This window comes from Reyranella sp., from assembly GCF_965279625.1.
Taxonomy (GTDB): Bacteria; Pseudomonadota; Alphaproteobacteria; order Reyranellales; family Reyranellaceae; genus Reyranella.
The window spans coordinates 2,449,091-2,472,485 of sequence record NZ_OZ257251.1 but is presented as its reverse complement, the minus strand read 5'-3'; the positions used below and the strand labels follow the sequence as shown (position 1 = coordinate 2,472,485).

General features: G+C 67.0%; 22 protein-coding genes. 14 read left to right on the top strand and 8 right to left on the bottom strand.

Going from position 1 to position 23,395, the window contains the following annotated elements:
* The first annotated feature begins 8 nt into the window (after window positions 1-8).
* The 6 genes from sucC to ACQY78_RS12055 all read left to right on the top strand — a co-directional run bounded on the left by sucC (window position 9) and on the right by ACQY78_RS12055 (window position 8,104).
* On the top strand, window positions 9-1,205 hold the full coding sequence (gene sucC / locus ACQY78_RS12080; RefSeq protein WP_428685920.1) for an ADP-forming succinate--CoA ligase subunit beta: 1,197 nt from the start codon (window positions 9-11) through the stop codon (window positions 1,203-1,205).
* Window positions 1,205-2,080: a succinate--CoA ligase subunit alpha gene (gene sucD, locus ACQY78_RS12075; protein WP_425067912.1), complete on the top strand. Its 876-nt coding sequence runs from the start codon at window positions 1,205-1,207 to the stop codon at window positions 2,078-2,080. The genes sucC and sucD overlap by 1 nt, the downstream gene beginning before the upstream one ends.
* Window positions 2,081-2,145: 65 nt before the next feature.
* Window positions 2,146-5,058, top strand: coding sequence for a 2-oxoglutarate dehydrogenase E1 component (locus ACQY78_RS12070; RefSeq protein ID WP_428685918.1), 2,913 nt, complete (start codon window positions 2,146-2,148; stop codon window positions 5,056-5,058).
* Window positions 5,059-5,084: 26 nt separating this feature from the next.
* Window positions 5,085-6,326 carry a 2-oxoglutarate dehydrogenase complex dihydrolipoyllysine-residue succinyltransferase gene (gene odhB / locus ACQY78_RS12065; protein ID WP_428685916.1) on the top strand — a complete coding sequence of 414 codons (1,242 nt, stop codon included), beginning with the start codon at window positions 5,085-5,087 and terminating at the stop codon, window positions 6,324-6,326.
* A 92-nt stretch (window positions 6,327-6,418) separates the two neighbouring features.
* A complete protein-coding gene (gene lpdA / locus ACQY78_RS12060; RefSeq protein WP_428685914.1) occupies window positions 6,419-7,831 on the top strand; it encodes a dihydrolipoyl dehydrogenase in 1,413 nt (470 codons plus the stop codon).
* Between the two features lie 6 nt (window positions 7,832-7,837).
* On the top strand, window positions 7,838-8,104 hold the full coding sequence (locus tag ACQY78_RS12055) for a hypothetical protein (protein ID WP_428685912.1): 267 nt from the start codon (window positions 7,838-7,840) through the stop codon (window positions 8,102-8,104).
* A gap of 186 nt (window positions 8,105-8,290) precedes the next feature.
* Here the strand turns inward: ACQY78_RS12055 and ACQY78_RS12050 are convergent, their stop codons facing one another.
* The 3 genes from ACQY78_RS12050 to ACQY78_RS12040 are packed head-to-tail and all read right to left on the bottom strand — an operon-like array spanning window position 8,291 to window position 10,026.
* Window positions 8,291-9,076, bottom strand: coding sequence for an anti-sigma factor family protein (locus ACQY78_RS12050; RefSeq protein WP_428685910.1), 786 nt, complete (start codon window positions 9,074-9,076; stop codon window positions 8,291-8,293).
* Window positions 9,073-9,579, bottom strand: coding sequence for a sigma-70 family RNA polymerase sigma factor (locus tag ACQY78_RS12045; RefSeq protein WP_428685908.1), 507 nt, complete (start codon window positions 9,577-9,579; stop codon window positions 9,073-9,075). The genes ACQY78_RS12050 and ACQY78_RS12045 overlap by 4 nt, the downstream gene beginning before the upstream one ends.
* 60 nt (window positions 9,580-9,639) lie before the next feature.
* Window positions 9,640-10,026: a COG4315 family predicted lipoprotein gene (locus tag ACQY78_RS12040; protein ID WP_428685906.1), complete on the bottom strand. Its 387-nt coding sequence runs from the start codon at window positions 10,024-10,026 to the stop codon at window positions 9,640-9,642.
* Between the two features lie 192 nt (window positions 10,027-10,218).
* On the opposite strand from ACQY78_RS12040, the gene ACQY78_RS12035 reads away from it, so the two are divergent.
* Window positions 10,219-11,976 carry a cation:proton antiporter gene (locus ACQY78_RS12035; RefSeq protein WP_428685904.1) on the top strand — a complete coding sequence of 586 codons (1,758 nt, stop codon included), beginning with the start codon at window positions 10,219-10,221 and terminating at the stop codon, window positions 11,974-11,976.
* Window positions 11,977-11,986: 10 nt separating this feature from the next.
* On the opposite strand, the gene ACQY78_RS12030 is transcribed toward ACQY78_RS12035, so the two are convergent.
* Window positions 11,987-12,667 carry a site-2 protease family protein gene (locus ACQY78_RS12030; RefSeq protein ID WP_428685902.1) on the bottom strand — a complete coding sequence of 227 codons (681 nt, stop codon included), beginning with the start codon at window positions 12,665-12,667 and terminating at the stop codon, window positions 11,987-11,989.
* 49 nt (window positions 12,668-12,716) lie between these two features.
* Between ACQY78_RS12030 and ACQY78_RS12025 the strand changes: the two genes are divergently transcribed.
* The 4 genes from ACQY78_RS12025 to ACQY78_RS12010 are packed head-to-tail and all read left to right on the top strand — an operon-like array spanning window position 12,717 to window position 15,809.
* Window positions 12,717-13,553, top strand: a complete 837-nt coding sequence (locus ACQY78_RS12025; RefSeq protein ID WP_428685900.1) for a dienelactone hydrolase family protein — start codon at window positions 12,717-12,719, stop codon at window positions 13,551-13,553.
* A 21-nt stretch (window positions 13,554-13,574) separates the two neighbouring features.
* Window positions 13,575-14,837, top strand: coding sequence for a carbohydrate porin (locus ACQY78_RS12020; RefSeq protein WP_428685898.1), 1,263 nt, complete (start codon window positions 13,575-13,577; stop codon window positions 14,835-14,837).
* A 16-nt stretch (window positions 14,838-14,853) separates the two neighbouring features.
* A complete protein-coding gene (locus ACQY78_RS12015; protein ID WP_428685896.1) occupies window positions 14,854-15,396 on the top strand; it encodes a dihydrofolate reductase family protein in 543 nt (180 codons plus the stop codon).
* Window positions 15,393-15,809: a GNAT family N-acetyltransferase gene (locus ACQY78_RS12010; RefSeq protein ID WP_428685894.1), complete on the top strand. Its 417-nt coding sequence runs from the start codon at window positions 15,393-15,395 to the stop codon at window positions 15,807-15,809. Before ACQY78_RS12015 ends, ACQY78_RS12010 begins: the two co-directional genes overlap by 4 nt.
* Here the strand turns inward: ACQY78_RS12010 and ACQY78_RS12005 are convergent.
* From ACQY78_RS12005 to fsa, 4 genes are read right to left on the bottom strand one after another with little or no spacing between them, the layout of a single operon-like run.
* Window positions 15,787-16,491, bottom strand: a complete 705-nt coding sequence (locus tag ACQY78_RS12005; protein WP_428685892.1) for an aspartate/glutamate racemase family protein — start codon at window positions 16,489-16,491, stop codon at window positions 15,787-15,789. The two genes, ACQY78_RS12010 and ACQY78_RS12005, sit on opposite strands and share 23 nt — an antisense overlap.
* Before the next feature lie 2 nt (window positions 16,492-16,493).
* Window positions 16,494-17,426, bottom strand: coding sequence for a tyrosine recombinase XerC (locus ACQY78_RS12000; protein ID WP_428685890.1), 933 nt, complete (start codon window positions 17,424-17,426; stop codon window positions 16,494-16,496).
* A 7-nt stretch (window positions 17,427-17,433) separates the two neighbouring features.
* Window positions 17,434-18,165 (bottom strand): DUF484 family protein, encoded by a 732-nt coding sequence (locus ACQY78_RS11995; protein ID WP_428685888.1) that lies wholly within the window; start codon window positions 18,163-18,165, stop codon window positions 17,434-17,436.
* Between the two features lie 15 nt (window positions 18,166-18,180).
* The gene (gene fsa, locus ACQY78_RS11990) at window positions 18,181-18,837 is read right to left on the bottom strand and encodes a fructose-6-phosphate aldolase (RefSeq protein ID WP_428685886.1); all 657 of its coding nucleotides are present in this window, start codon (window positions 18,835-18,837) and stop codon (window positions 18,181-18,183) included.
* A gap of 109 nt (window positions 18,838-18,946) precedes the next feature.
* Here fsa and ACQY78_RS11985 point away from each other — a divergent pair, with 109 nt between their 5' ends.
* The 3 genes from ACQY78_RS11985 (at window position 18,947) to atpA (ending at window position 23,386) form a co-directional block, all read left to right on the top strand.
* Window positions 18,947-21,118, top strand: a complete 2,172-nt coding sequence (locus ACQY78_RS11985; RefSeq protein ID WP_428685884.1) for a primosomal protein N' — start codon at window positions 18,947-18,949, stop codon at window positions 21,116-21,118.
* 187 nt (window positions 21,119-21,305) lie between these two features.
* On the top strand, window positions 21,306-21,860 hold the full coding sequence (locus ACQY78_RS11980; protein ID WP_428685882.1) for a F0F1 ATP synthase subunit delta: 555 nt from the start codon (window positions 21,306-21,308) through the stop codon (window positions 21,858-21,860).
* Window positions 21,860-23,386 (top strand): F0F1 ATP synthase subunit alpha, encoded by a 1,527-nt coding sequence (gene atpA, locus ACQY78_RS11975; protein WP_428685880.1) that lies wholly within the window; start codon window positions 21,860-21,862, stop codon window positions 23,384-23,386. The genes ACQY78_RS11980 and atpA overlap by 1 nt, the downstream gene beginning before the upstream one ends.
* Window positions 23,387-23,395: the final 9 nt, after the last annotated feature.

The window sequence follows — 23,395 nt, the reverse complement described above, 5'->3', positions numbered from 1 at the left end:
AGGACACCATGAATATCCACGAGTATCAGGCCAAGGCACTTCTGGCCAAATTCGCGATCCCTCTTCTGAAGGGTGGTGTTGCGTACACCAAAGACGAGGCGATGGATGTCGCGCGCAAGCTGGGCAGCCCCGTCACGGTCGTGAAGGCCCAGATCCATGCCGGCGGACGCGGCAAGGGTCACTTCAAGAACGAGCCGAACGGCAAGGGCGGCGTTCGCATCTCGAAGTCGGTCGACGACGTCGGTGCGCAGGCGGCCGCGATGCTGGGCCAGGATCTCGTGACCAAGCAGACCGGCCCGACCGGCCGGACCGTGCAGCGGCTCTATATCGAGGACGGCTGCGACATCAAACGCGAGCTGTATCTCTCGATGCTGGTGGACCGCGCTGTCGGCCGCATCTCCGTCGTCGCCTCGACCGAAGGCGGCATGGACATCGAGACCGTGGCGCACGAGACGCCTGAGAAGATCGTCACGCAGGCGATCGACCCGGCCGCCGGCTATCAGCCTTATCAGGGCCGCACGATCGCGTTCGCGCTGGGCCTCACCGGCAAGCAGGTCGGCGCCTTCACGACCCTGCTCGGCAATCTCTATCGCGCCTATGTCGACCTCGACGCCTCGCTGATCGAGATCAACCCGCTGGTCGTCACCGGCGCCGGCGACATCGTGGCCCTCGATGCCAAGATGAACTTCGACGACAACGCCCTCTACCGTCACAAGGACATCGAGGAGCTGCGCGACGTCGACGAGGAGGACCCGGCCGAGACCGAGGCCGCCAAGTACGCGCTGAACTATGTGAAGCTCGACGGCCAGATCGGCTGCATGGTGAACGGCGCGGGCCTCGCGATGGCCACCATGGACATCATCAAGCTCTACGGATCGGAGCCCGCCAACTTCCTCGACGTCGGCGGCGGCGCCACCAAGGAGCGCGTGACGGCAGCGTTCAAGATCATCCTCAAGGATCCCAACGTCGAGGGCATCCTGGTCAACATCTTCGGCGGCATCATGCGCTGCGACGTGATCGCCGAAGGCGTCGTCGCCGCGGCGCGCGAGGTCAACCTGCACGTGCCGCTGGTCGTCCGGCTGGAAGGCACGAACGTCGACCTCGGCAAGAAGATCCTCAAGGAATCTGGCCTCAAGATCACTTCGGCGGAGAACCTCGCGGACGCCGCGGAGAAGATCGTCAAGGCCGTCAAGGAGAACAACTGATGGCCGTCCTGGTCGACAAGAACACCAAGGTCATCTGCCAGGGCATCACCGGCTCGCAGGGCACCTTCCACTCCGAGCAGGCGATCGCCTACGGCACCAAGATGGTCGGCGGCGTGACGCCCGGTAAGGGCGGCACCAAGCATCTCGACCTGCCGGTGTTCGACACCGTCGCGGAAGCGGTCGCCAAGACCGGCTGCAACGCCACGGTGATCTATGTCCCGCCGCCGTTCGCCGCCGACTCGATCCTCGAGGCGATCGACGCCGAGATCCCGCTGGTCGTCTGCATCACCGAAGGCATCCCGGTGAACGACATGGTGAAGGTGAAGCGCGCGCTCACGGCGTCGAAGTCGCGGCTGATCGGCCCGAACTGCCCCGGCGTCATCACGCCGGGCGAGTGCAAGATCGGCATCATGCCGGGCCACATCCACAAGCGTGGCAAGATCGGCATCGTCTCGCGGTCGGGCACGCTGACCTACGAGGCGGTGGCGCAGACCACGGCGGTGGGCCTCGGCCAGACGACCTGCATCGGCATCGGCGGCGATCCGGTGAACGGCACCAACTTCATCGAGTGCCTCGACATGTTCCTCCGCGATCCCGAAACCGAGGGCATCGTGATGATCGGCGAGATCGGCGGCGACGCCGAGGTCAAGGGCGCGGAATTCCTCAAGGCGTCTGGAACGAAGAAGCCGGTCGTCGGTTTCATCGCCGGTCGCACCGCTCCTCCGGGCCGGCGCATGGGCCATGCCGGCGCGGTGATCTCGGGCGGCAACGACACCGCCGAGTTCAAGGTCGACGCCATGCGCGCGGCTGGCATCAGGGTCGCGGATTCGCCCGCGGCGCTGGGCCAGGAAATGCTTAAGGCCATGCAGGGCTGACAAGCCGGATCGCCGCCCAGCCTCTGCCAGGCGGCCAGCAAATACAGGCCAAGGAGTATCGGGCCATGAGAGCAGAACAGACATCGTTCCTGTTCGGCGCAAACGCGCCATTCATCGAAGAGCTGTACGCGCGCTACCTCGCGGACCCTTCGTCGGTCGACGGTGAGTGGCAGACCTTCTTCGCCGCCTTGGCCGAGCAGGCGGGTGACGTGCTGGCCGAGGTGCGCGGTGCCTCCTGGGCGCCCAACGGCGCGCGGGTGATCGGCGCGGTCGATCCCGACGCCGTTCCGGCCCCGGCCAATCGCAACGTGAAGGGCGGCAAGGCCGCCAACGGCGCGGCGGCCGCCGCTCCCGCGATCTCCGGCAAGACCGAGGAGGAGATCCGCAGCGCCGCGCAGGACACGGCACGCGCGCTGATGCTGATCCGCGCCTACCGCATCCGGGGCCATCTCGAAGCCGATCTCGATCCGCTGGGCCTGGTGCGCCAGGCGCCGCACCGCGAACTCGATCCCGCGACCTATGGTTTCGCCGAGGCCGACTGGGACCGTCCGATCCTGATCTTCGGCTCGCTGGCGCTGGGCGAAGCGGCGACGCTGCGCCAGATCATGGAACGCCTGCGCAAGACCTATTGCGGCAAGATCGGCGTCGAGTTCATGCACATCTCCGATCCTGACCAGAAGGCGTGGATCCAGGAGCGCATCGAGCATATCGAGAACCACACCGAGTTCACGGTCACCGGCCGAAAGATGATTCTGGAGCGGGTGGGCGAGGCCGAGGGTCTTGAGCGCTACCTGCACGTGAAGTTCGTCGGCACCAAGCGCTTCGGCCTCGATGGCGGCGAATCGCTGATCCCCGGCATCGAGCAGATTCTGAAGCGCGGCGGCCAGCTCGGCGTCAAGGAAGTGATGCTCGGCATGCCGCATCGCGGCCGCCTCAACACGCTCGTGCACGTCATGCACAAGAGCTACACGGCACTGTTCTCCGAATTCCAGGGCCGCTCCTCGCAGCCCGAGGAAATGCGCGGCTCGGGCGACGTGAAGTATCACCTCGGCGCCTCGGCCGATCGCGAGTTCGACGGCAACGTGATCCATCTCTCGCTGTCGCCCAACCCGTCGCATCTCGAGGCGGTGAACCCGGTCGTGCTGGGCAAGGCGCGCGCCAAGGAAGATCAGCGCGGCGACACCGAGCGCAGCCAGGTCATGTGCATCCTGATGCACGGCGACGCGGCCTTCGCGGGCCAGGGGCTGGTGGCGGAAGGTCTCGATCTCTCCGATCTCGCGGGCTACCGCATCGGCGGCACTATCCATTTCATCGTGAACAACCAGATCGGCTTCACCACGCTGCCGACCGAATCGCGCTCCGGCCCCTATTGCACGGAAGTCGCCAAGATCGTGCAGGCGCCGATCCTGCACGTGAACGGCGACGATCCCGAGGCCGTGGTCCACGTCGCGCGTATCGCGACGGAGTTCCGCCAGCACTTCAAGCGCGACATCGTCATCGACATGTTCTGCTACCGCCGGCACGGTCACAACGAGGGTGACGAGCCGATGTTCACCCAGCCGCTGATGTACCAGAAGATCGGCGCGCACCGCTCGGTGAAGGAAGTCTACGCCGCGGCCCTCGAAGCCGAGGGCGTGGTGACGGCCGAGGAAGTCGCCGCCATGGATGCGGCGCTGCGCGAGAAGCTCGACAAGGCGCTCGAGGCCGCGACCAACTACAAGCCCAACAAGGCCGACTGGCTCGAGGGCAAGTGGGCGGGCTTCACGGTCGCGCCGGGCGAGGAGGATCGCAAGGGCGTCACCGCCGTCGAGCTCGACCGGCTGAAGTCGGTCGGACAGGCGATCTCGGAGGCGCCGAAGAGCTTCGAGCTCAACCGCAAGATCGTGCGCCAGCTCCAGGAGAAGCGGAAGACGATCGATACAGGCGAGAACATCGACTGGTCGACCGGCGAGGCGCTGGCCTTCGGCACGCTCCTGGCGGAAGGCACGCCGGTGCGTCTCAGTGGCCAGGATTCCGGCCGCGGCACCTTCTCCCAGCGCCACTCGGTGCTGGTCGACCAGGCAAGCGAAGCCAAGTACATCCCGCTCAACCACGTGGCCGAGGGCCAGGCCCGTTTCGAAGTGATCGACAGCCCGCTGAACGAGGCGGGCGTGCTGGGCTTCGAATACGGCTACTCGCTGGCCGAGCCGAACGCCCTCGTGCTGTGGGAAGCGCAGTTCGGCGACTTCGCCAACGGCGCGCAGGTCATCATCGACCAGTTCATCTGCTCGGGCGAGAGCAAGTGGCTGCGCATGTCGGGCCTCGTCATGCTGCTGCCGCACGGCTACGAGGGCCAGGGACCGGAACACAGTTCCGCGCGCCTCGAACGCTACCTGCAGCTCTCCGCCGAGGACAACTGGCAGGTCATCAATCCGACGACCCCGGCCAACTACTTTCACGCGCTGCGCCGGCAGATGCGCCGCACCTTCCGCAAGCCGCTGGTGGTGATGACGCCGAAGTCGCTGCTGCGCCACAAGGATTGCGTCTCGACCCTGGCCGAGTTCGGACCGGGCAGCTCGTTCCGCCGCATCCTTGCCGAAACCGATCAGCTCGTGGACGGCGCCAAGGTGCGCCGGGTCGTTCTCTGCTCGGGCAAGGTCTATTTCGATCTCGTGGCCGAGCGCCGCAAGCGCAAGATCGACGACATCGCCATTCTGCGAATCGAACAGCTCTATCCGTTCCCGTTCACGCGGCTGGGCGTGCGGCTTTCGCAGTATCCGAATGCCGACGTCGTCTGGTGCCAGGAGGAGCCCGAGAACATGGGCGCCTGGCACTTCGTCGACCGCCGCATCGAGCGCGCGCTGGCCGGCATCGAGACGAAGGCGAAGCGGCCGCTCTACATCGGCCGCCCCGAAGCGGCGTCGCCCGCCACGGGCTCCGCACGCACCCATGTCAAGGAACAGGCCGATCTGGTCGACCGCGCTCTCACCGTTGGTTGAGCGCGGCTAGAGGAGGGATTTTAGTCATGGCCGTCGAGATCAAGGTTCCGGCTCTGGGCGAATCGGTCACCGAGGCGACCGTTGCCAAGTGGCTGGTGAAGGCGGGCGACAAGGTTGCCGTCGACCAGCCGCTTTGCGAGCTCGAGACCGACAAGGTCACCGTCGAAGTGAATGCGAGCGTTGCCGGCACGATCGCCGACCTCGCCGTGGAAGAAGGCGCTTCCGTCCAGGTGGGGGGCATCCTCTGCCACATCGAGGCCGGCGCAGGGGCCGCCAGCGCGCCCGCGCCGAAGCCCGCCGCCGCACCCGCCCCGGCAGCGCCGAAGCCTGCACCCGCTGCTGCTGCTGCTGCTGCGCCGTCCGGCGCCAACCTCGCCGCCTCCGGTCCGGCGGCGCGCAAGCTTGCCGAGGAGAAGGGCGTATCGGCCGCCGCCATCCAGCCCACGGGCAAGGACGGCCGCGCCACCAAGGAAGACGTACTCGCCGCACTCTCGTCGATCCCGAGCGCTGCCGCGGGCGCCGCTCCGGCCGCCAAGCCCGCCGCGCCGGCTGGCCCGCGCCTGAAGGCCGACCGCGAGGAGCGGGTGAAGATGACGCGGCTCCGCCGCACCATCGCCAACCGCCTCAAGGAGGCGCAGAACACCGCCGCCATGCTCACCACCTTCAACGAGGTGGACATGACCGCGGTGATGGGGCTGCGCGAGCGCCTGAAGGACGATTTCGAGAAGAAGCACGGCGCACGGCTGGGCTTCATGTCGTTCTTCGTGAAGGCCTGCATCGCGGGGCTCAAGGAGCTGCCGGCGGTCAATGCCGAGATCGAAGGCGAGGAGATCGTCTACAAGAACTACTACGACATCGGTGTCGCCGTGGGCTCGCCGCAGGGCCTCGTCGTGCCGGTGCTGCGAGACGCCGACACGCTGGACTTCGCGGGCATCGAGAAGGGCATCGGCGATCTCGGCCGCAAGGCGCGCGACGGCAAGCTGTCGATCGCCGACCTCACGGGCGGCACCTTCACCATCTCCAACGGTGGCGTCTACGGCTCGCTGATGTCGACGCCGATCCTGAACCCGCCGCAGTCGGCCATCCTCGGCATGCACAAGATCCAGCAGCGGCCCATGGTGGTCGGCGGCGAGATCAAGGCGCGCCCGATGATGTACCTCGCTTTGTCCTACGACCATCGCATCATCGACGGCCGCGAGGCGGTGCTGTTCCTGGTCAAGGTCAAGGAAGGCATCGAGGATCCCGAGCGTCTGCTGCTCGGCGTTTGATTGGAAGAGTATTGCTGGGGGCGCGCGACTGCGGTCGCGCGTCATGATCGCGCCACCGGAGTGGCGCGCCTCCGGCGATGAGGGGTAGTGACATGGCAAACGAATCCTTCGATCTGGTCGTGATCGGTGCGGGCCCGGGCGGGTATGTGGCGGCGATCCGCGCCTCGCAGCTCGGCCTGAAGGTCGCCGTGGTTGAGAAGCGCGCGACCCTGGGCGGCACCTGCCTCAACGTCGGCTGCATTCCCTCCAAGGCGCTGCTGCAATCCTCGCACCTTTTCGAGGAAGCCGGCCACGATCTCGCCGTCCACGGCGTCGTCGTGGCGGCGCCGACGCTCGACTTCGCCCAGCTCATGAAGCGCAAGGGCGAGGTCGTCGAGGCCACCACCAAGGGCGTCGCCTTCCTGTTCAAGAAGAACAAGATCGCCTCCTACACCGGCGCGGGCCGCATCGAGGCGCCGGGGTCGGTGGCGGTGCTGGGCGACGATGGCGCGGTCAAGGAAACGCTGTCGGCGAAGAACATCCTGATCGCCAGCGGCTCCGAAGTGACGCCGCTGCCGGGCGTCACGATCGACGAGAAGAAGATCGTCTCCTCGACCGGCGCGCTGGAACTCAACGAGGTGCCCAAGCGCCTGGTCGTGGTCGGCGCCGGCATCATCGGGCTCGAACTCGGATCGGTATGGCGTCGGCTCGGGGCCGAGGTGACGGTGGTCGAGTTCCTCGACCGCATCACGCCCGGCGTCGATGACGAGGTCACCAAGTTCCTCCAGCGTACGCTGGCCAAGCAGGGCCTCAAGTTCAAGCTGGGCGCCAAGGTCACCAAGGCCGAGACCACCGACGCCGGCGTGACGCTGACCGTCGAACCCGCGAAGGGTGGTGATGCCGAGACGCTCGAGGCCGACGTGGTGCTGGTCTCGATCGGCCGCCGGCCCTATGTCGCGGGCCTTGGCCTCGACAAGGTCGGCGTCAAGATGACCGAGCGCGGCCGCATCGCCGTCGACGGTCATTTCCAGACTTCGGTACCCGGCATCTATGCCATCGGCGATGTGATCGACGGGCCGATGCTCGCGCACAAGGCGAGCGAGGACGGCGTGGCCTGCGTCGAGACGCTCGCGGGCCAGAAGGGCCACGTGAACTGGGATCTCGTGCCCTCGATCATCTACACCCAGCCCGAGGTGGCCTGGGTCGGCAAGACCGAGGAACAACTGAAGTCGGCCGGCGTTGCCTACAAGGTCGGCAAGTATCCGTTCACCGCCGACCCGCGCAGCCGTGCGAACGGCGCCACGGAGGGTTTCGTGAAGGTTCTGGCCGACAAGGCGAGCGACAAGGTGCTGGGCGTCCACATCTTTGGCGCCGAGGCCGGGACGATGATCGCGGAAGCCGCGATGGCGATGGAGTTCTCCGCTTCGGCCGAGGATATCGGCCGTGTCTGCCACGCCCATCCCACGGTCAACGAGGCGCTCAAGGAAGCCGCGCTCGCCGCCTGGGACAAGCCGATCCATCTGTAGGTCCGCATGCGCAAGCCCCTGATGGCGCTTGCGATCGTCGCCTGCCTCATCATGTCTGTGGTGGGCGGATTCATCCCGCTTCTTCAGGGGTGGATCTTCTTCGTGTTCGCCCTCTACCTGCTGGCCACCGAATTCGAGACCGGCCGCCGGTGGGTAACATCGGCGCGCCGGCGCTGGCCCAAGCTCGACGAATGGATCGTGAAGGCCCGCGACCATAAATGGGCGCCGAGCCACCTCAAGAAGTTCGAAGATCACACGGACCCGACGAAGTAGGGGACAGGATTTTTTCTTCTTGAGTTGAACTACGCCACCTCATCCGGAAGAGGTCGCGAAGCGACCGTCTCGAAGGATGGCGACAGACTTGGTGCTCGTGCCCATCCTTCGAGAGGCTCACTGCGTTCGCTCCTCAGGATGAGTCTTGCTGAAGTTCAGCGTGAGACTTCGCCAGCGGCAAAGGCTTCAGCTCTTCCCTTCGAAGCCGCGATAGACCGCCTCGGCGATCGGCAGCAGCTCTTCGCGAGAGGCGGTCGCGGTCACGGCGAAGCCGAAGCCCTGGTCGATCCAGGCGAAGGTCGCAGCCTCGCCCTCCTTCTGGAAGCGGAAGGCCGTTTCGGTGCCCTCGGCCGCGCGCACGTAGATGGTGAGCCGCCTGCCGCTCGCATCGTCGTACATGAGCTGGGCCGCCGCGCCGCTGCCGCCCGGCAGCAGGCGACCGCCCATCAATTTGTAGCCGAAGGGCGAGAGATCGGGCGCGGCGAGCTTGCGGCCGAGCCGCTTGGACAGCCACTGCAGCAGATGCGTCTCCTGCTGCACGCCGACTTCCACCGGATGCGCGACCTCGACCACGAAGGTGCGGTAGGCGGCCTGCGCGCCCTGCGCCACGCTGGCGGTCGGGGCGACCGCCAGCGGTGCCGGCGCGATGTCATTGGCGAACCAGCCGGCCGTCGCGCCGGACACGAACAGGGCGACCGCGGCGGCGGCGCTGGCCCAGCTACGTGCCCAGAAGGTGCGCCGCGCGGCGCGCAGGTGGGCGATCCGCAGGCGGGCCGGAATGGGCTCGGCGAACTTGGCGTCGAGGCGGCTCTGCAACATCGCGCGCTGCCGGCGCTCCAGCGCCACGCGCTCGGCGAGTTCGGGATGGAAGGCCAGATGCGCTTCGACGGCGGCGCGGCGCCCGCCGTCCAGCCGCTCGTCGACGAAGGCCTGCACCTCGTCCTCGCCGATCGGAAACTCCCTGTCCGTCATTTCACTCTCCGCAGGAGCGTCGTCCGCCCCGTCTCCAGCAGCGCGCGCAGCCGCTGGCGGCCGCGCGACAGACGCGACATCACCGTGCCCAGGGGCACGCCCATGATTTTCGCCGCGTCGTCGTAGGAAAGATCCTCGACCCCGACCAGCAGCAGCAGCGACTTCTGTTCCTCCGGCAGCTGGTCGAGCGTTGCCAGGATATCCTGGACCTCAATGCCGCTTTCCTGCTGCGCGGCACTCGATGGCGTCGTCGCCTCGTCGAGTTCGACATGCACGCCGCGCCGCTGGCCTTGCCGCAGCGCCGAAACGTGAAGGTTGCGCTGGATGGTGAACAGCCAGGCCCTGAGGTCGCCTTCGCTCCGCCGCAGCGTCCAACGCGACAGCGCCCGCTCCAGCGTGTCCTGCACCAGGTCGTCGGCCGCATCGTGGTCGCGGACCAGCGCATAGGCGTAGCGCCGCAACGCCGGGATCAGCGGTTCGAGCAGGGCTTCCGCATCGGCCATCTGATCACTCTACAGCAGGAGGGCGCCGGCCGGACCGGGACCGGCGCCATGCCTCCGTCATTACTTGGCGACGTGCCAGGCGCCGTTCAGGAAGCCGTCGCCCGTCTTATCGCCGGCCTTGGTGTCCTTGGCGAAGGCATAGAGCGGCTTGCCCTTGTAGGCCCACTGCTTCAGCCCGTCGTCGCGGGTGATGATCGTCCAGTCGCCGGTGGCCTTGGCGCCGTCGGCCACGAGAGCCGGGGGCCAGTTGGTGGCACACGGGCCGTTGCACACCGACTTGCCCGGCGTGGCGTCCTTGTCGAACGTATAGAGCGTCATGCCGCTCGCTGTGACGAACATGCCATCCTTCAGGGCGGGCGGCTTGGCCGAGGCAGGATCGGCGGCGAAAGCGGTGCCGGCGGCGAGAAGCGCCAGGGCGGCGGTGGCGGCGAAGATCGACTTCAGCATTTCGGTGACTCCCATGCAGCTGTTGGTCTGCAGGAGAGAGACGCCTTGGACGGCACGATTATTCCCGGCGGAGTCCGAATATTTCCGCCAACCCGCCGGACGGTTCGGAGGGGGCGGATGCACAAAGAGTGCAATTCCCCGTCCGGCTGCCTAAAATGAGCGCCTTCCCGCAACAGCCGACGGACCTCGAACGTGCATCACGAAGCAACGTTGATTGCCACCATCGCCATCGCCTTCGTGCTCGCGTTCGGCTTCGGCTACGTCGCGGACAGGCTGCGCCTGCCGCCGCTGGTCGGCTATCTCGTGGCGGGTGTCCTGATCGGTCCCTACACGCCGGGCTTCGTGGCCGATGCCGGGCTCTCGTCGCAACTCGCCGAAGTGGGCGTCATCCTGCTGATGTTCGGTGTCGGCCTGCATTTCTCCGCGTCCGATCTCCTGGCCGTCAGAGGCATCGCGATACCGGGCGCGATCGGCCAGATCGTGCTGGCGACCCTGCTCGGCATCGGCATGTGCTCGCTGTGGGGCTGGAGCTTCGGCACCGGCCTGGTGATCGGCCTGAGCCTGTCGGTCGCCAGCACGGTGGTGCTGCTGAAGGCGCTGGAGGAGCGCAACATGGTCGACAGCCCCAATGGCCGCGTCGCGGTAGGCTGGCTGATCGTCGAGGATCTCGCGATGGTGCTGGCGCTGGTGCTGCTGCCGGCCTTCGCCGAGGTGCTGGGTGGCAAGCCGATCCAGGGCCATGCCCCGTCCGACATGCCGATCGCGCTGGAACTCGCCGTCACCCTGTCCAAGGTCGCGGCCTTCGCCGTCATCGCCATCCTGATCGGGCCCAAGGTCGTGCCGTGGATGCTGGGGCGCGTTGCCCGCACCGGCTCGCGCGAACTGTTCACGCTCTCGGTCCTCGCCGTGGCGCTGGGCATCGCCTACGGCTCGGCCCACATCTTCGGCGTCTCGTTTGCACTGGGCGCCTTCTTCGCGGGCGTGGTGCTGAGCGAATCCTCGTTCAGCCACAAGGCGGCCGCCGATTCGCTGCCGCTGCAGGATGCCTTCTCGGTGCTGTTCTTCGTCTCGGTCGGCATGCTGTTCGATCCGACCATCCTCTACCGCTCGCCCGGCGCCGTCCTGTCGGTGCTGGCGCTGATCATCTTCGGCAAGTCGCTGATCGCCTTCGCCATCATCATGCTGCTGCGCTACCCGATCGGCACGGGCCTCGTCGTGTCGGCCAGTCTGGCGCAGATCGGCGAATTCTCCTTCATCCTGATCGCGCTCGGCATCTCGGCCGGGCTCGTGCCCAACGAGGGCCGCGACCTGGTGGTGGGCGGCGCGCTGTTCTCAATCATGCTTAACCCGCTGGTCTTCTACGCGGTCGGTCTGCTGCAGAAGCGCGTCGCCCAGCCGGCCGGAACGGCCTTCTATGGCCAGCGGCATTACGAGGCGCTGGGCCGCCAGCTCGCCATCATCAAGGCCCGCCAGGAAGAGCGCTCGAGGGCCCATGACCTGAAGCTGAACAGCCTGCTCGAACTGTTTCCGATGCTGCAGCTCGTCGAGCGGCAGGACCAGGAATCGCTGCTGCTGATGTTCCGCCCGAAATCGGCCTCGCCGGGCGACCGCGTGATCCGCGCCGGCGACCGTGCCGACGGCATGTACTTCATCTCGTCGGGCGCGGTCGAAGTGCACGTCGCCCACCGGGTGATCCGCCTCGAGGCCGGCGCCTATTTCGGCGAGATGGCGCTGCTGACCGGTGAGCGGCGTACGGCCGATGTGATCGCCGTCGACTTCTGCCAGTTCCTGGTGCTCGACAGGCGCGACTTCAACCAGTTCATGGCGCGTCATCCCGGCGTCCGCGCCGCCGTCGCCAGCATCGCCGAGGAACGCCAGGCGATGAACCTCGCGCCGCCTCAGGCCGACGGACGGGATATTCCCAACGGGGCGGGCGACGTGCGGACCTGAGACCGCGCGCTCAGCCGTTGCCGGTGACGCGGATCACGAAGTCGACCAGCCAGCCCACCGGCTCGCTGAGCACCCAGCCGATGACGTTGAGGTCGACGCCGAGCTGATTGCCGATCAGCGGCAGGATGAAGATCAGGCCGAGCAGGATCGGCATGCCGTAGGGCTCGAGCCGTGCGAGGGGCAGCGCGAGACTGTCGGGCAGCAGCCCCACGGCGACACGTCCGCCGTCCAGCGGCGGCAGCGGCACCATGTTGAACACGGCGAGCAGCACGTTGATCAGGATCGCATTCTCGATGTTGCGGATCGCCCAGGCCGCGGCGTCCGGCGGCAGCAGGACGGCGAGATGCGCCAGCAGCCCCGCCGCCAACGCCATGGCTACGTTCGTGGCTGGCCCGGCCGCGGCGACCCACACCATGTCGCGCTTGGGATTGTTCAGTGCCCGGAAATTCACCGGCACCGGCTTGGCATAGCCGAACAGGAAGGGCGCGCGCAGGAAGATCAGCAGGCCCGGCAGGAGGATCGTGCCAACCGGGTCGATATGCTTGAAGGGGTTGAGGGTGACGCGACCGAGCTGCCAGGCGGTCTTGTCGCCGAAGCGCAGGGCGACGAACCCGTGCGCTGCCTCGTGCAGCGTGATGGCCAGGAGGGCCGGGATCACCCAGGTGGAGATGGTGTAGATCGTCTCGCTCACGTGCAATCCACCTGTTGTGTCCGATCTTGCTTGGTTTACGGTCCGGTCGATGATCGCAAGGCTGATAGTCCTGCTTGCCTTACTGTGCGCGACGCCCGTCTGGGCCCAGCAGAACGTCCGCGTTCCCGTAGAGCAAGGGGGGCGTACGGTCCAGCTTGCCGCCCAGCTCTTCCGTCCGGCCAAGGCGACGACGGCTCTCCCTGCGGTCGCGCTGTTCCATGGCTGCGGCGGGCCCGGCCAGAACACGGCGCGTATGGCCGGGCTGCTCGCCTCCTGGGGCTATGCCGCGCTGGTGGTCGACAGTTTCTCGGCGCGCGGCCTCAAGGATGTCTGCGGCCGCAACTGGCCGACGCAGGCTGCGGCAGAGGCGCGGGCCGGCGACATCGATGCGACGCTCGCCTGGCTCGCGAAGCAGCCGGGGATCGATCCGCAGCGGCTTGGCTACATGGGCTATTCCTACGGCGGCGGCGTGGCGATGCTGCGTGCGCTGTCGGGCCGGCCGGAGGATCGGACTGCGCCTGTCGCGCGCGCCGTCGTGCTGCTCTATCCCGACTGCGCGTTGGCCGATGCGCTGGGGCCGCGTCTGGCGGTGCGCCAGCCCACCTTTTTCGCCCTGGGCGCGCTCGACGACTGGACGCCGGTCTCTCAGTGTCGTGCGGTGCTGGAGCGTGTCGTGCGCGGCCGCGAACTGGTTGACACGAAAGTTTACGAAAACGCTCATCACAGCTTCGATGCACTGGGCCTGCCGGTGCGCTATCTCGACGGGGTTGGCAACCGCAGCAAGCCCGGCGGATGCTGCGGGGCGCATTACGGCGCCCACGAGCCTGCATGGAAGCAGTTCGTGGTCGACGTGAAGGCGTTCCTCGACAAGGCGCTGAAGCCTTAGACGCGGGCCGGCGGGAGCGTCATGCGTTCGACGGTATGGGTTGGCGGACTGGTGGCCCTGTTCCTGCCGCTTGCGGCCGAGGCCCAGGAAGCGGCCGACGTCCAGGAGGCGGCCGACCGGGACGGCGTTCGCCATGTCGGCAAGGTGCACAACAGGCTGCGCGCCGCCGAGGCGCGCCAGCAGTACTTCCTGGAACAACCCTTCGACGACGCCTCGCGACGTTACGCGCGGGCCAAGCAGCAGATCCAGGACACGACGGGCATCTTCTATACGATGACCTCGTCGGTGCTCAGCCAATGGGGCGCGCCCGGCAGCGACTATGGCGCGGTGCAGGCCCAGTTCTCGCCGGCGATGAACTGGAAAGTTTTCGACGATCCCGAGATTGGCGCCGGCTCCTTCCAGTTCGCCTATCTCGCGACGCAATACTGGTCGGGAAATACGGGCGCCAGCCTGCAGAACCGGCTCGACCTCAACAGTCCGGTCAACGACTATTCGGTCAATCAGCTCACCTTCGCGCAGGTGAGCTACACGCACGACTTTCCCGGGCACTTCGTATCGATCACCCTCGGGCAATTTCCCTTCTCGAACTTCGACAGCAACGCCTACTCGAATAACGAGCAGGTCAACTTCATCGGCTATTCGCTGGCGCAGAACGGCAGCCAGAACTATTCGCAGGGCAGCCTCGGCGCCTATGTCCAGCTCAGCCCAACCAAGGAACTGGCCTTCGCTGCGGGCTTCCAGGACGCCAACAATGTCGCGGCCAGCAACTACATCCAGTTCAACACGGCGCGTCAGGGCCAGTATTCCTGGTTCCTCTACGGCGCGTGGTCGCCCGCGTCCGGGAAACTCCGCAACGGCAGCTATTCGCTGCTCTACTACAACTTGCCCAGCGTCGAGATTCAGCCGCAGGCGAGCTCTGGCCTCTCGTTCAACGCCTCCCAGCCGTTCGGCGACAAATGGGGCCTGTTCCTGCGCGCCAACACCGCCTGGAATTCCAGCCAGTACGTCCAGTCGTCGATCGCGGGCGGTGCGGTCTACAACAACCCGCTGGGCCGCGCACCGCTCGACCAGATCGGCCTGGGGTTCGCGTGGAACAGGACCAACCAGGCGCTCTATGCGGACACCTACGCTCGGCCCAGTGAGACGATGGTCGAGCTCTACTGGTCGTGGTCGATCCGGCACCTCTTGATCACGCCGGACGTTCAGCTCTACTTCCAGCCGGCGCTGACGCCGACACAGCAGGTGGCGGCGGTCTTCTCGCTGCGTGCGACGGTCTTGTTCTAGCTTTGACGAGAGGCGGATGGAAAAGACGATCTGGCACTGTCACATCGCGATGTCGCTCGACGGCAAGATCGCGCGCGCCGACGGCTCGTTCGACTGGCTGGAGAGTTACCCGCCGCAGGAATTTGGCTTCGACGCGCTGATGGCGAGCATCGATGCGATCCTGATGGGACGCGACACCTACGAGGTCATGCGCGGCTTCGGCGAGTGGCCGTATGGCGACAAGCCGACGATCGTGATGACGAATCGTCCGCTGGTCGATGCGCCAGGCGCCGTCGAGGCGCGTTCCGGCGATCTCGCGACCGTAGCGGCCGAGCTGGAAGCGCGCAGCTATGGCCGGGTGTGGGTCGAAGGCGGCGCACAGGTGATCCGCGGCATGATCGCGGCGGGAAAGCTCGACGTGCTGGAGATGGCCATCGTGCCGATCGTGCTGGGAGACGGTATTCCGCTCATCGCGCCGGGGACGCCGGAACTGAAACTGACATTGAAATCCTGTGAGCCGCGCAGCGGCGGTGCGCTGCACGTCGTCTACGAAGCGGCTTCCACGATGGAGCCTTCATGATCCGCAAAGCGATGAGTGCCGACCGTCCCCGCATTTCCGAAGTGCGCCTCGCCGTCCGCGAGAATCAGCTCAGTGCGGCCTCCGCGGGCAAGGTCGAGACGACCGCCGACTGGATCTTCGACAACGCGACCTTCTGGGTCTGGGAAGAGGCGGGGGCCGTGCAGGGCTTTTCCGTCGCCGATCCGCGCGACGGCACGATCTTCGGCCTGTTCGTCCATCCGGACTACGAGGGCCGCGGCCTCGCTCGCGCGCTGCTGCCGCGGGCCTGCGAGGATCTGCGGGCCGCAGGGTTTACCGTGGCGACGTTGACCACCGGACCCGGCACACGGGCCGAGCGCTTCTACCGGGAAAACGGTTGGGAGGAGACAGGCCGACAGGACGACGGTGAGATCATCTTCCGGAAGCCGCTGTAACCGAACGCTTCAGGGCCGCGCGTGCGAGCAGCCGCGTCGAATCGAGCGTCGGCAGCGGGGAGTTGCCGTCGTTCATGATCAGCGGAATCTCGGTGCACCCCAGCACGACGGCGTCGCAGCCCTGTTCCTTCATACGGCCCATCACGCGCTGGAAGGTGGCGATACCTTGCGGCGTAAAGCGGCTCTGCACCAGCTCGTCCATGATGATGCGGCTGGTTTCGTCGCGCTCAGTCTCGGTCGGCCGCAGCCACGCAAGTCCTTCGGCTTCGATCTTCTCCGGATAGACCTCGCTGTCGACCAGCCAGCGCGTGCCGGTGATGCCAAGCTTGCGGTAGCCCCGCGTCCTCGCTTCGGCGGCGACGACTTCGGCAATGTGCAGCCAGGGCAAGGGCGAGTGCGGCAGCACGAACGACATCGCCTGATGGATCGTGTTGTCGGGACAGATCAGGAAGTCCGCGCCCGCTCGTGCGAGCTTGTTGGCGGATGACAGCATCAGCTCGGCCACGCCGGCGCGGTCGCCGCGATCGAGGCGTTCGACATAGTCGGCCAGCGAATGGGTGTGCAGCGAGACTTCGGGATGGGCGTGCGGACCCATGAGGGCCGCGCCTTCGACGCAGATGGTCTTGTAGCAGAGCGCGGCGCCCTCGGCGGAGCAGGCGACGATGCCGATATGCTGGGTCATGGTCATCCCTTGGCGCGCGGATGGGCGGCGCGATAGACGGCGGCGAGACGTGCCGCGTCCACGTCGGTGTAGCGCTGGGTCGTCGACAGCGAGGCGTGCCCCAGCAGTTCCTGAATGGTGCGCAGGTCGCCGCCGGCGCCCAGCAGGTGGGTGGCGAAGGAGTGGCGCAGCGCGTGCGGCGTCACGCTTTCGGCAAGGCCGAGGTCGCGACGGATCTCGCGCACCCGCTTCTGCACGATGGCGGGATCGAGTGCACCGCCGCGCGCGCCCATGAAGACGCGGTCGGAGGGCTTTGCCGCCGCGAGCCAGGGGCAGGCGTCGCGATAGGCTTTGAGCGCCTGCAGCGCCTGCGGCAGCAGCGGCACCAGCCGCGTCTTGTTGCCCTTGCCGGTCACGGCGAGCGTGTCGCGGCCGCTCTTCAGCAGGTCTTCGACCTCGGCCTTGGACAGCGCCAGGGCCTCGCCGATGCGCAGGCCCGCGCCGTAGAGCAGGATCAGCACGGCGGCGTCGCGCAGGTCGATCCACGGCGCGCGCTCGCGGTCGGGCTCGGCCGCGAGCAGATCCTCCATGTCGCGCTCGCTCAGCGCCTTCGGCACGGAGCGTGGCAGCTTGGGCGTCTGGATGGTGGCGATGCTCGCATTGTGGGCGAGCTTGTTCTTGTCGAGGAAGCGGAAGAAGGAGCGCACCGAGGAGAAGGCGCGCGCCGTCGAGGAGCGCGCCATGCCCTGGCGCGAACGCTCGGCCAGCCAGGCGCGGAACTCGGCGGGCTTCAGCCGGGCGAGCGCCTCGAGCGTCGGCGTCTCGCCGAGATAGGTCGCCATGAAACCGAGGAAGGTCGCGACGTCGTGTTCGTAGGCGATGAGCGTGTGGTCGGCGAGCCGGCGCTCGCTCTTCAGCCAGTCGCGCCAGGCCGCCAGTGCGTCGGCGACCCTCACGTCGCTGTCACTCGGGCAGGTCGAGCCAGGCGCGAATCGTGTTCTCCAGCACCTTCGACAGGAAGAACAGGAGCTCGGTCGCCATCTCCGGCCCGAAGGCTTCGGGGTCGCGGGCGCCGAAGCACATGACGCCGTCGGGCGAGCCCGACGAGACCTGCAGGCGCATCAGCACGTCGGACTTCACGAAGCGCGCCACGTCGCCGAAGAACGCTTCCTCGCCCACGATGCTGGAACGCAGGCGGGCATGCTTGTCCGGCCCGATGGCCGCATCGATGGCGCCCGGCGCCAGCACGTAGACGCCGCGCACCGGCACGCGCTTGGGGGCGTCGGCATTGGCTTCGATCGCGAGCGTGATGAAGTCGACGTCGAGCAGCTCGGGCAGCTCGTGCGTCACGACATGGATCATCTTCTCGAAGGTCGTCGCCTGGATGATGCTGATGACCGCCGCCTGGATGCGGTTCTGGACGATCTGGTTCTGCTTGGAGTTGGCGATGATCTCGGTGCGCTCGACCTTGAGCTTCTCGATCTCGCCGCGCAGGCGCTTCAGGATCGCCTGCTGCATGTCGATGACACCGGGGCCCTGGACCCTCGGCGTGACGCCCATTTCGGTCGCCAGCTCGCCATGCTTGTCGAAGAAATCGAGATGGGCCTTGAGATAGGCCACGACGTCGTCGGCGGTGATCAGCTTCACCTGCCGGCCGGAGCCGTCGGGCGCCGGAATCGTACCGTCATTGGCCATGCGCCCGTCTCCGGGTCAGAGGATCGACTGGCCGGTCTTGGCCCAGTCGTCGAGGAAGGCCTTGAGACCGTTGTCCGTCAGGGTGTGCTTGAAGAGCTGGCGCAGCACGTTGGGCGGCAGGGTGCCGACATGGGCGCCGAGCTTGGCGGCGGCGATCACATGCTGGGTATGGCGGATCGAGGCGACGAGAACCTCGGTCTTGAAGTGCGGATACTGGCGGTAGATCGTCATGATCTCGGCGATGAGATGCATGCCGTCCTGGCCAATATCGTCGAGCCGGCCGACGAACGGCGAGACGAAGGTGGCGCCCGCCTTGGCGGCGAGCAGGGCCTGCGCCGCCGAGAAGCACAGGGTGACGTTCACCATGGTGCCTTCCGAAGTCAGCACCTTGCAGGTCTTGAGGCCGTCCGGCGTCAGCGGCACCTTCACCGTGACGTTCTTCGCGAGCTTGGCGAGCTTGCGGCCTTCCTCGAGCATCGTCTTGTGGTCGGTCGCGACCGTTTCGGCGCTGACCGGGCCCGGGACGATGGCGCAGATCTCCTTGATGACGTCGAGCATCTGGCGGCCCGACTTGGCGATCAGCGAGGGGTTGGTCGTCACGCCGTCGAGCAGGCCGGAGGCCGCGAGATCCGTGATATCGGCGACATCGGCGGTATCGACGAAGAACTTCATATAAACTACCCCAATGGCCGGTGGTTCGGACTCGCCTGTTACCACAATTTCTAGCGATTCCCCTTCGGAGCCACAAGCCAAGGGGACCGCGTCGTCGCGTCTCGAACCGGTGGAAAACACCATCAAGGTCCTGCTGCCGCTGCCGCTCGGCGATGCCTACGACTATCGCGTTCCGGACGGGATGGCGGTGGTGCCGGGGCATTTCGTCGTCGTGCCGCTGGGCAAGCGCGAATGCGTCGGCGTCGTCTGGGGCGCGGGCACCGGCAATGTCGCGCCAGAGAAGTTGCGCGATGTGATCGCAGTCCTTCCCGCCTTGCCCATGGCCGATGGGATGCGCCGCTTCGTCGACTGGGTGTCGGCCTACACGCTGATGCCTGCAGGGGCCGTGCTGCGCATGGCGATGAGCGTGCCCTCGGCACTCGAGGCCCCCAAGACCGAACTCATCTATCGCCCGGCCGCGGCGACCGACGACACGGCTCTGAAGCTCACCGCCGCGCGCCGTCGCGTGCTGGAGCAATTGAAGGACGGGCCGGCGATGGCGGCCGCGGAACTGGCGCATCTCGCGGGCGTCGGTACCTCGGTCGTGAAGAGCATGGCGCTGCTCGGACTGCTTCAGACAGAGGAACGGATCGTGCGTCGGTCCTTTCCTCAGCCGGACGGTTTGCATGCGGGGCCGACCTTGTCGCCGGCCCAGAAGATCGCCGCCGACGGGCTCGTCGCAAGGGTGAAGGCCCATGCCTTCTCGGCCACCCTGCTCGACGGCGTGCCGGGTGCGGGCAAGACGGAGGTCTATTTCGAAGCGATTGCCGCCTGTCTGGCCGCGGGGCGGCAGGTGCTGGTGCTGCTGCCGGAGATTGCGCTGACCGCGCAGTGGCTGAAGCGCTTCGAGGACCGGTTCGGCGCGCAGCCTTCGCCCTGGCATTCCGGCCTCACCAGTCTGGAACGCCGCGAAACCTGGCGTGCGATTGCCGAGGGGCGGGTGGGCGTGGTGGTCGGTGCACGGTCCGCGCTGTTCCTGCCCTTCGCCGATCTCGGCCTCATCGTGGTCGACGAGGAGCACGACAGTTCGTTCAAGCAGGACGAAGGCGTCGTCTACAATGCGCGCGACATGGCCGTGGTACGCGCGCGCCTCGCGTCCGCACCGATCGTGCTGGCATCGGCGACGCCGTCGCTCGAAAGCGTCGTCAACGTGAAGACCGGCCGCTACGGCGAGGTCCATCTGCCGGGCCGTCACGGCGGGCACCGGCTCGCGGCCCTGTCGGCGATCGACCTGCGGCGCGATGCGCCGTCGCGCGGTCGCTGGCTGTCGCCGCCGGTCGTCGAGGCGATGAAGGAGACGCTGGCGGCCGGGGAGCAGACGTTGCTGTTCCTCAATCGCCGCGGCTATGCGCCGATCACGCTCTGCCGGGCCTGCGGCTCGGGTCTCGAATGTCCGCAATGCTCGGCCTGGCTGGTCGAGCATCGGTTTCGCCGCACCCTGGTCTGCCATCATTGCGGCTACTCCGAGCCGCCGGCCCAGACCTGCCGGCACTGCGGCGCGGTCGACCAGTTCGTCGCCTGCGGTCCCGGTGTCGAACGGCTGGCCGAGGAAGCGCTGGAGCTTTTTCCCGAGGCGCGTCTGGAGCTCTTCACCTCGGACAGTCTGATGAGCCGCGACGAGGCGTCGGCGGCGGTCGACCGGATGGAGAAGGGCGAGATCGACATCCTGATCGGCACGCAGATGGCGGCGAAGGGCCATCATTTCCCGAACCTGACCCTGGTGGCCGTGATCGATGCCGATCTCGGCCTGAACGGCGGCGATCTGCGGGCGGCCGAACGGACCTTCCAGCTCCTCTATCAGGTCGCGGGCCGTGCCGGCCGCGACGGGCGGCCGGGCCGGGCGCTGATCCAGACCCACAATCCGGAGCATCCCGTGATGCAGGCGCTGGTGTCGGGCGATCGCGACCGTTTCGTCGATGTAGAGCTCCAGGACCGCGCTTTGGCCGGCATGCCGCCCTATGGACGGCTGGCCTCGCTGATCATCTCGGGGCCGGACCCCGTGGCGGTCGACAATGTCTGCACCGCGCTCGCCCGCCATGCCCCCCAGCAGGAGGGCGTCACCGTCCTGGGGCCGTCGGTCGCACCGATGGCTTTGCTGCGCGGACGGCACCGGAGGCGCTTCCTTTTGAAGGCCGGCCGCGACACCGCCGTACAGCCCTTGCTGCACGCCTGGCTTGAGAGGATCGGGCTTCCGGGTTCGGTCCGCCTGCAGGTCGATGTCGACCCCTATTCCTTCCTCTGAGACCCCCGCGCCGAAAAACCGCTGTAGAACAGTGCTTTGCCGACGTTGCGCCGGGAAATGCAGCATGGTAGCAACGCGCGCTTTTCCGGGGTGGGGCGGCAAGCGACGCGGGGCGTTCTGCTGAAGAAAAGCGTGTAATTTCAATGGCTTGCCGGCCGCGTTCCGCGGCAGGGGAGAGGCTCTCGACGTGACCACCGCAACCACCGGCGTTGCCGGACGCTACGCCAGCGCCCTTTTTGACCTCGCGGACAGCGCGAAGTCCCTGGATCAGGTCGCGCAGGACCTCGCCACGTTCCGCAAGCTCGTCGCCGAGAGCACGGACCTCGCCCGGCTGATCTCCAGCCCGGTCATTCCGCGCGCCCTGCAGGGCAAGGCGCTGCTGGCCGTGCTGGACGCCGCCGGGATTTCCGGTCTGACCCGCAATTTCGTCGGTACTGTGGCCGCCAACGGTCGCGCCCGCGACCTGCCGGCGATGGCCACGGCCTTCCTGGCCGAGCTGGCTTCTCGCCGCGGCGAGACCACCGCGACGGTCACCTCGGCCGTTCCGCTTTCCCCCGCCCAGCTGCAGCAGCTCAGCGAGTCGCTGCGCTCCGTGCTGGGCAGTAACAAGGTTTCCATCGACGCACGCGTCGAACCCGACATTCTCGGCGGTCTCGTCGTGAAGGTCGGTTCGCGCCTGTTCGATTCATCCGTCCGAAGCAAGCTGCAGCGCTTGCAGCTTGCCATGAAGGGAGTTGCCTAATGGATATCCGTGCCGCCGAAATCTCGGCCATTCTGAAGCAGCAGATCGCCAACTTCGGCACCGAGGCCGAAGTGGCCGAGGTCGGCCAGGTTCTGTCCGTCGGTGACGGCATCGCGCGCGTCTACGGCCTCGACAGCGTCAAGGCCGGCGAGATGGTCGAGTTCCCCGGCGGCATCAAGGGCATGGCGCTGAACCTCGAGAGCGACAATGTCGGCGTCGTTATCTTCGGTGAGGATCGCACGATCCGCGAAGGCGATACGGTCAAGCGTACCGGCACCATCGTCGACGTTCCGGTCGGCAAGGGCCTGCTCGGCCGCGTGGTCGACGGTCTCGGCAACCCGATCGACGGCAAGGGCCCGATCGTGGCGGCCGAGCGCAAGCTCGTCGAAGTGAAGGCGCCGGGCATCATCCCGCGCAAGTCGGTGAACGAGCCGATGCAGACCGGCCTCAAGGCCGTCGACTCGCTGGTTCCCGTCGGCCGCGGCCAGCGCGAACTGATCATCGGTGACCGCCAGACCGGCAAGACCGCCGTCGCCATCGACACCTTCCTCAACCAGAAGGGCATCAACAAGGGCACCGACGAGAGCCGCAAGCTCTACTGCGTCTACGTCGCCATCGGCCAGAAGCGCTCGACCGTCGCCCAGATCGTGAAGACGCTCGAGGACAACGGCGCGCTGGAATACTCCATTGTCGTCGCCGCCACCGCGTCCGACCCGGCCCCCATGCAGTTCCTGGCGCCCTACACCGGCTGCGCCATGGGCGAATACTTCCGCGACAACGGCATGCACGCCGTGATCGTGTATGACGATCTTTCCAAGCAAGCCGTCGCCTATCGCCAGATGTCGCTGCTGCTGCGCCGCCCGCCGGGCCGCGAAGCCTATCCCGGCGACGTGTTCTATCTCCATTCGCGCCTGCTCGAGCGCGCTGCCAAGCTGAACGAGAAGAACGGTTCGGGCTCGCTCACGGCACTGCCGATCATCGAGACGCAGGCCGGCGACGTCTCGGCCTACATCCCGACCAACGTGATCTCGATCACCGACGGCCAGATCTTCCTCGAGACCGAGCTGTTCTATCAGGGCATCCGTCCGGCCATTAACGTCGGTCTGTCGGTCAGCCGCGTCGGCTCGGCCGCGCAGATCAAGGCGATGAAGCAGGTCGCCGGCACCATCAAGCTGGAGCTGGCGCAGTATCGCGAAATGGCGGCCTTCGCCCAGTTCGCCTCGGACCTCGACGCCTCGACCCAGCGCCTCCTGGCGCGTGGTCAGCGCCTCACCGAGCTGCTGAAGCAGGGCCAGTTCGTGCCGATGCCGGTCGAAGAGCAGGTGATCTCGCTCTATGCCGGCACCCGCGGCTTCCTCGACACGCTGCCCGTCGGTCGCGTCAACGAGTTCGAGCGGCAGATGCTCGACGCCATCCGCGCCGAAGGTTCGATCCTCGCCTCGATCCGCGAGAAGCGCGAGATCGTCAAGGAGACCGACGACAAGCTGAAGGCGTTCCTCGGCGATTTCGTCAAGAAGTTCGCCTAAGGCGCTCGC

Excerpts from the sequence above, each read along its gene's own strand:
- sucC (WP_428685920.1), top strand. The coding sequence starts at position 9 with ATGAATATCCACGAGTATCAGGCCAAGGCACTTCTGGCCAAATTCGCG.
- sucD (WP_425067912.1), top strand. The coding sequence starts at position 1,205 with ATGGCCGTCCTGGTCGACAAGAACACCAAGGTCATCTGCCAGGGCATC.
- ACQY78_RS12070 (WP_428685918.1), top strand. The coding sequence starts at position 2,146 with ATGAGAGCAGAACAGACATCGTTCCTGTTCGGCGCAAACGCGCCATTC.
- odhB (WP_428685916.1), top strand. The coding sequence starts at position 5,085 with ATGGCCGTCGAGATCAAGGTTCCGGCTCTGGGCGAATCGGTCACCGAG.
- lpdA (WP_428685914.1), top strand. The coding sequence starts at position 6,419 with ATGGCAAACGAATCCTTCGATCTGGTCGTGATCGGTGCGGGCCCGGGC.
- ACQY78_RS12055 (WP_428685912.1), top strand. The coding sequence starts at position 7,838 with ATGCGCAAGCCCCTGATGGCGCTTGCGATCGTCGCCTGCCTCATCATG.
- ACQY78_RS12050 (WP_428685910.1), bottom strand. The coding sequence starts at position 9,076 with ATGACGGACAGGGAGTTTCCGATCGGCGAGGACGAGGTGCAGGCCTTC.
- ACQY78_RS12045 (WP_428685908.1), bottom strand. The coding sequence starts at position 9,579 with ATGGCCGATGCGGAAGCCCTGCTCGAACCGCTGATCCCGGCGTTGCGG.
- ACQY78_RS12040 (WP_428685906.1), bottom strand. The coding sequence starts at position 10,026 with ATGCTGAAGTCGATCTTCGCCGCCACCGCCGCCCTGGCGCTTCTCGCC.
- ACQY78_RS12025 (WP_428685900.1), top strand. The coding sequence starts at position 12,717 with ATGATCGCAAGGCTGATAGTCCTGCTTGCCTTACTGTGCGCGACGCCC.
- ACQY78_RS12020 (WP_428685898.1), top strand. The coding sequence starts at position 13,575 with ATGCGTTCGACGGTATGGGTTGGCGGACTGGTGGCCCTGTTCCTGCCG.
- ACQY78_RS12015 (WP_428685896.1), top strand. The coding sequence starts at position 14,854 with ATGGAAAAGACGATCTGGCACTGTCACATCGCGATGTCGCTCGACGGC.
- ACQY78_RS12010 (WP_428685894.1), top strand. The coding sequence starts at position 15,393 with ATGATCCGCAAAGCGATGAGTGCCGACCGTCCCCGCATTTCCGAAGTG.
- ACQY78_RS12005 (WP_428685892.1), bottom strand. The coding sequence starts at position 16,491 with ATGACCCAGCATATCGGCATCGTCGCCTGCTCCGCCGAGGGCGCCGCG.
- ACQY78_RS11995 (WP_428685888.1), bottom strand. The coding sequence starts at position 18,165 with ATGGCCAATGACGGTACGATTCCGGCGCCCGACGGCTCCGGCCGGCAG.
- fsa (WP_428685886.1), bottom strand. The coding sequence starts at position 18,837 with ATGAAGTTCTTCGTCGATACCGCCGATGTCGCCGATATCACGGATCTC.
- atpA (WP_428685880.1), top strand. The coding sequence starts at position 21,860 with ATGGATATCCGTGCCGCCGAAATCTCGGCCATTCTGAAGCAGCAGATC.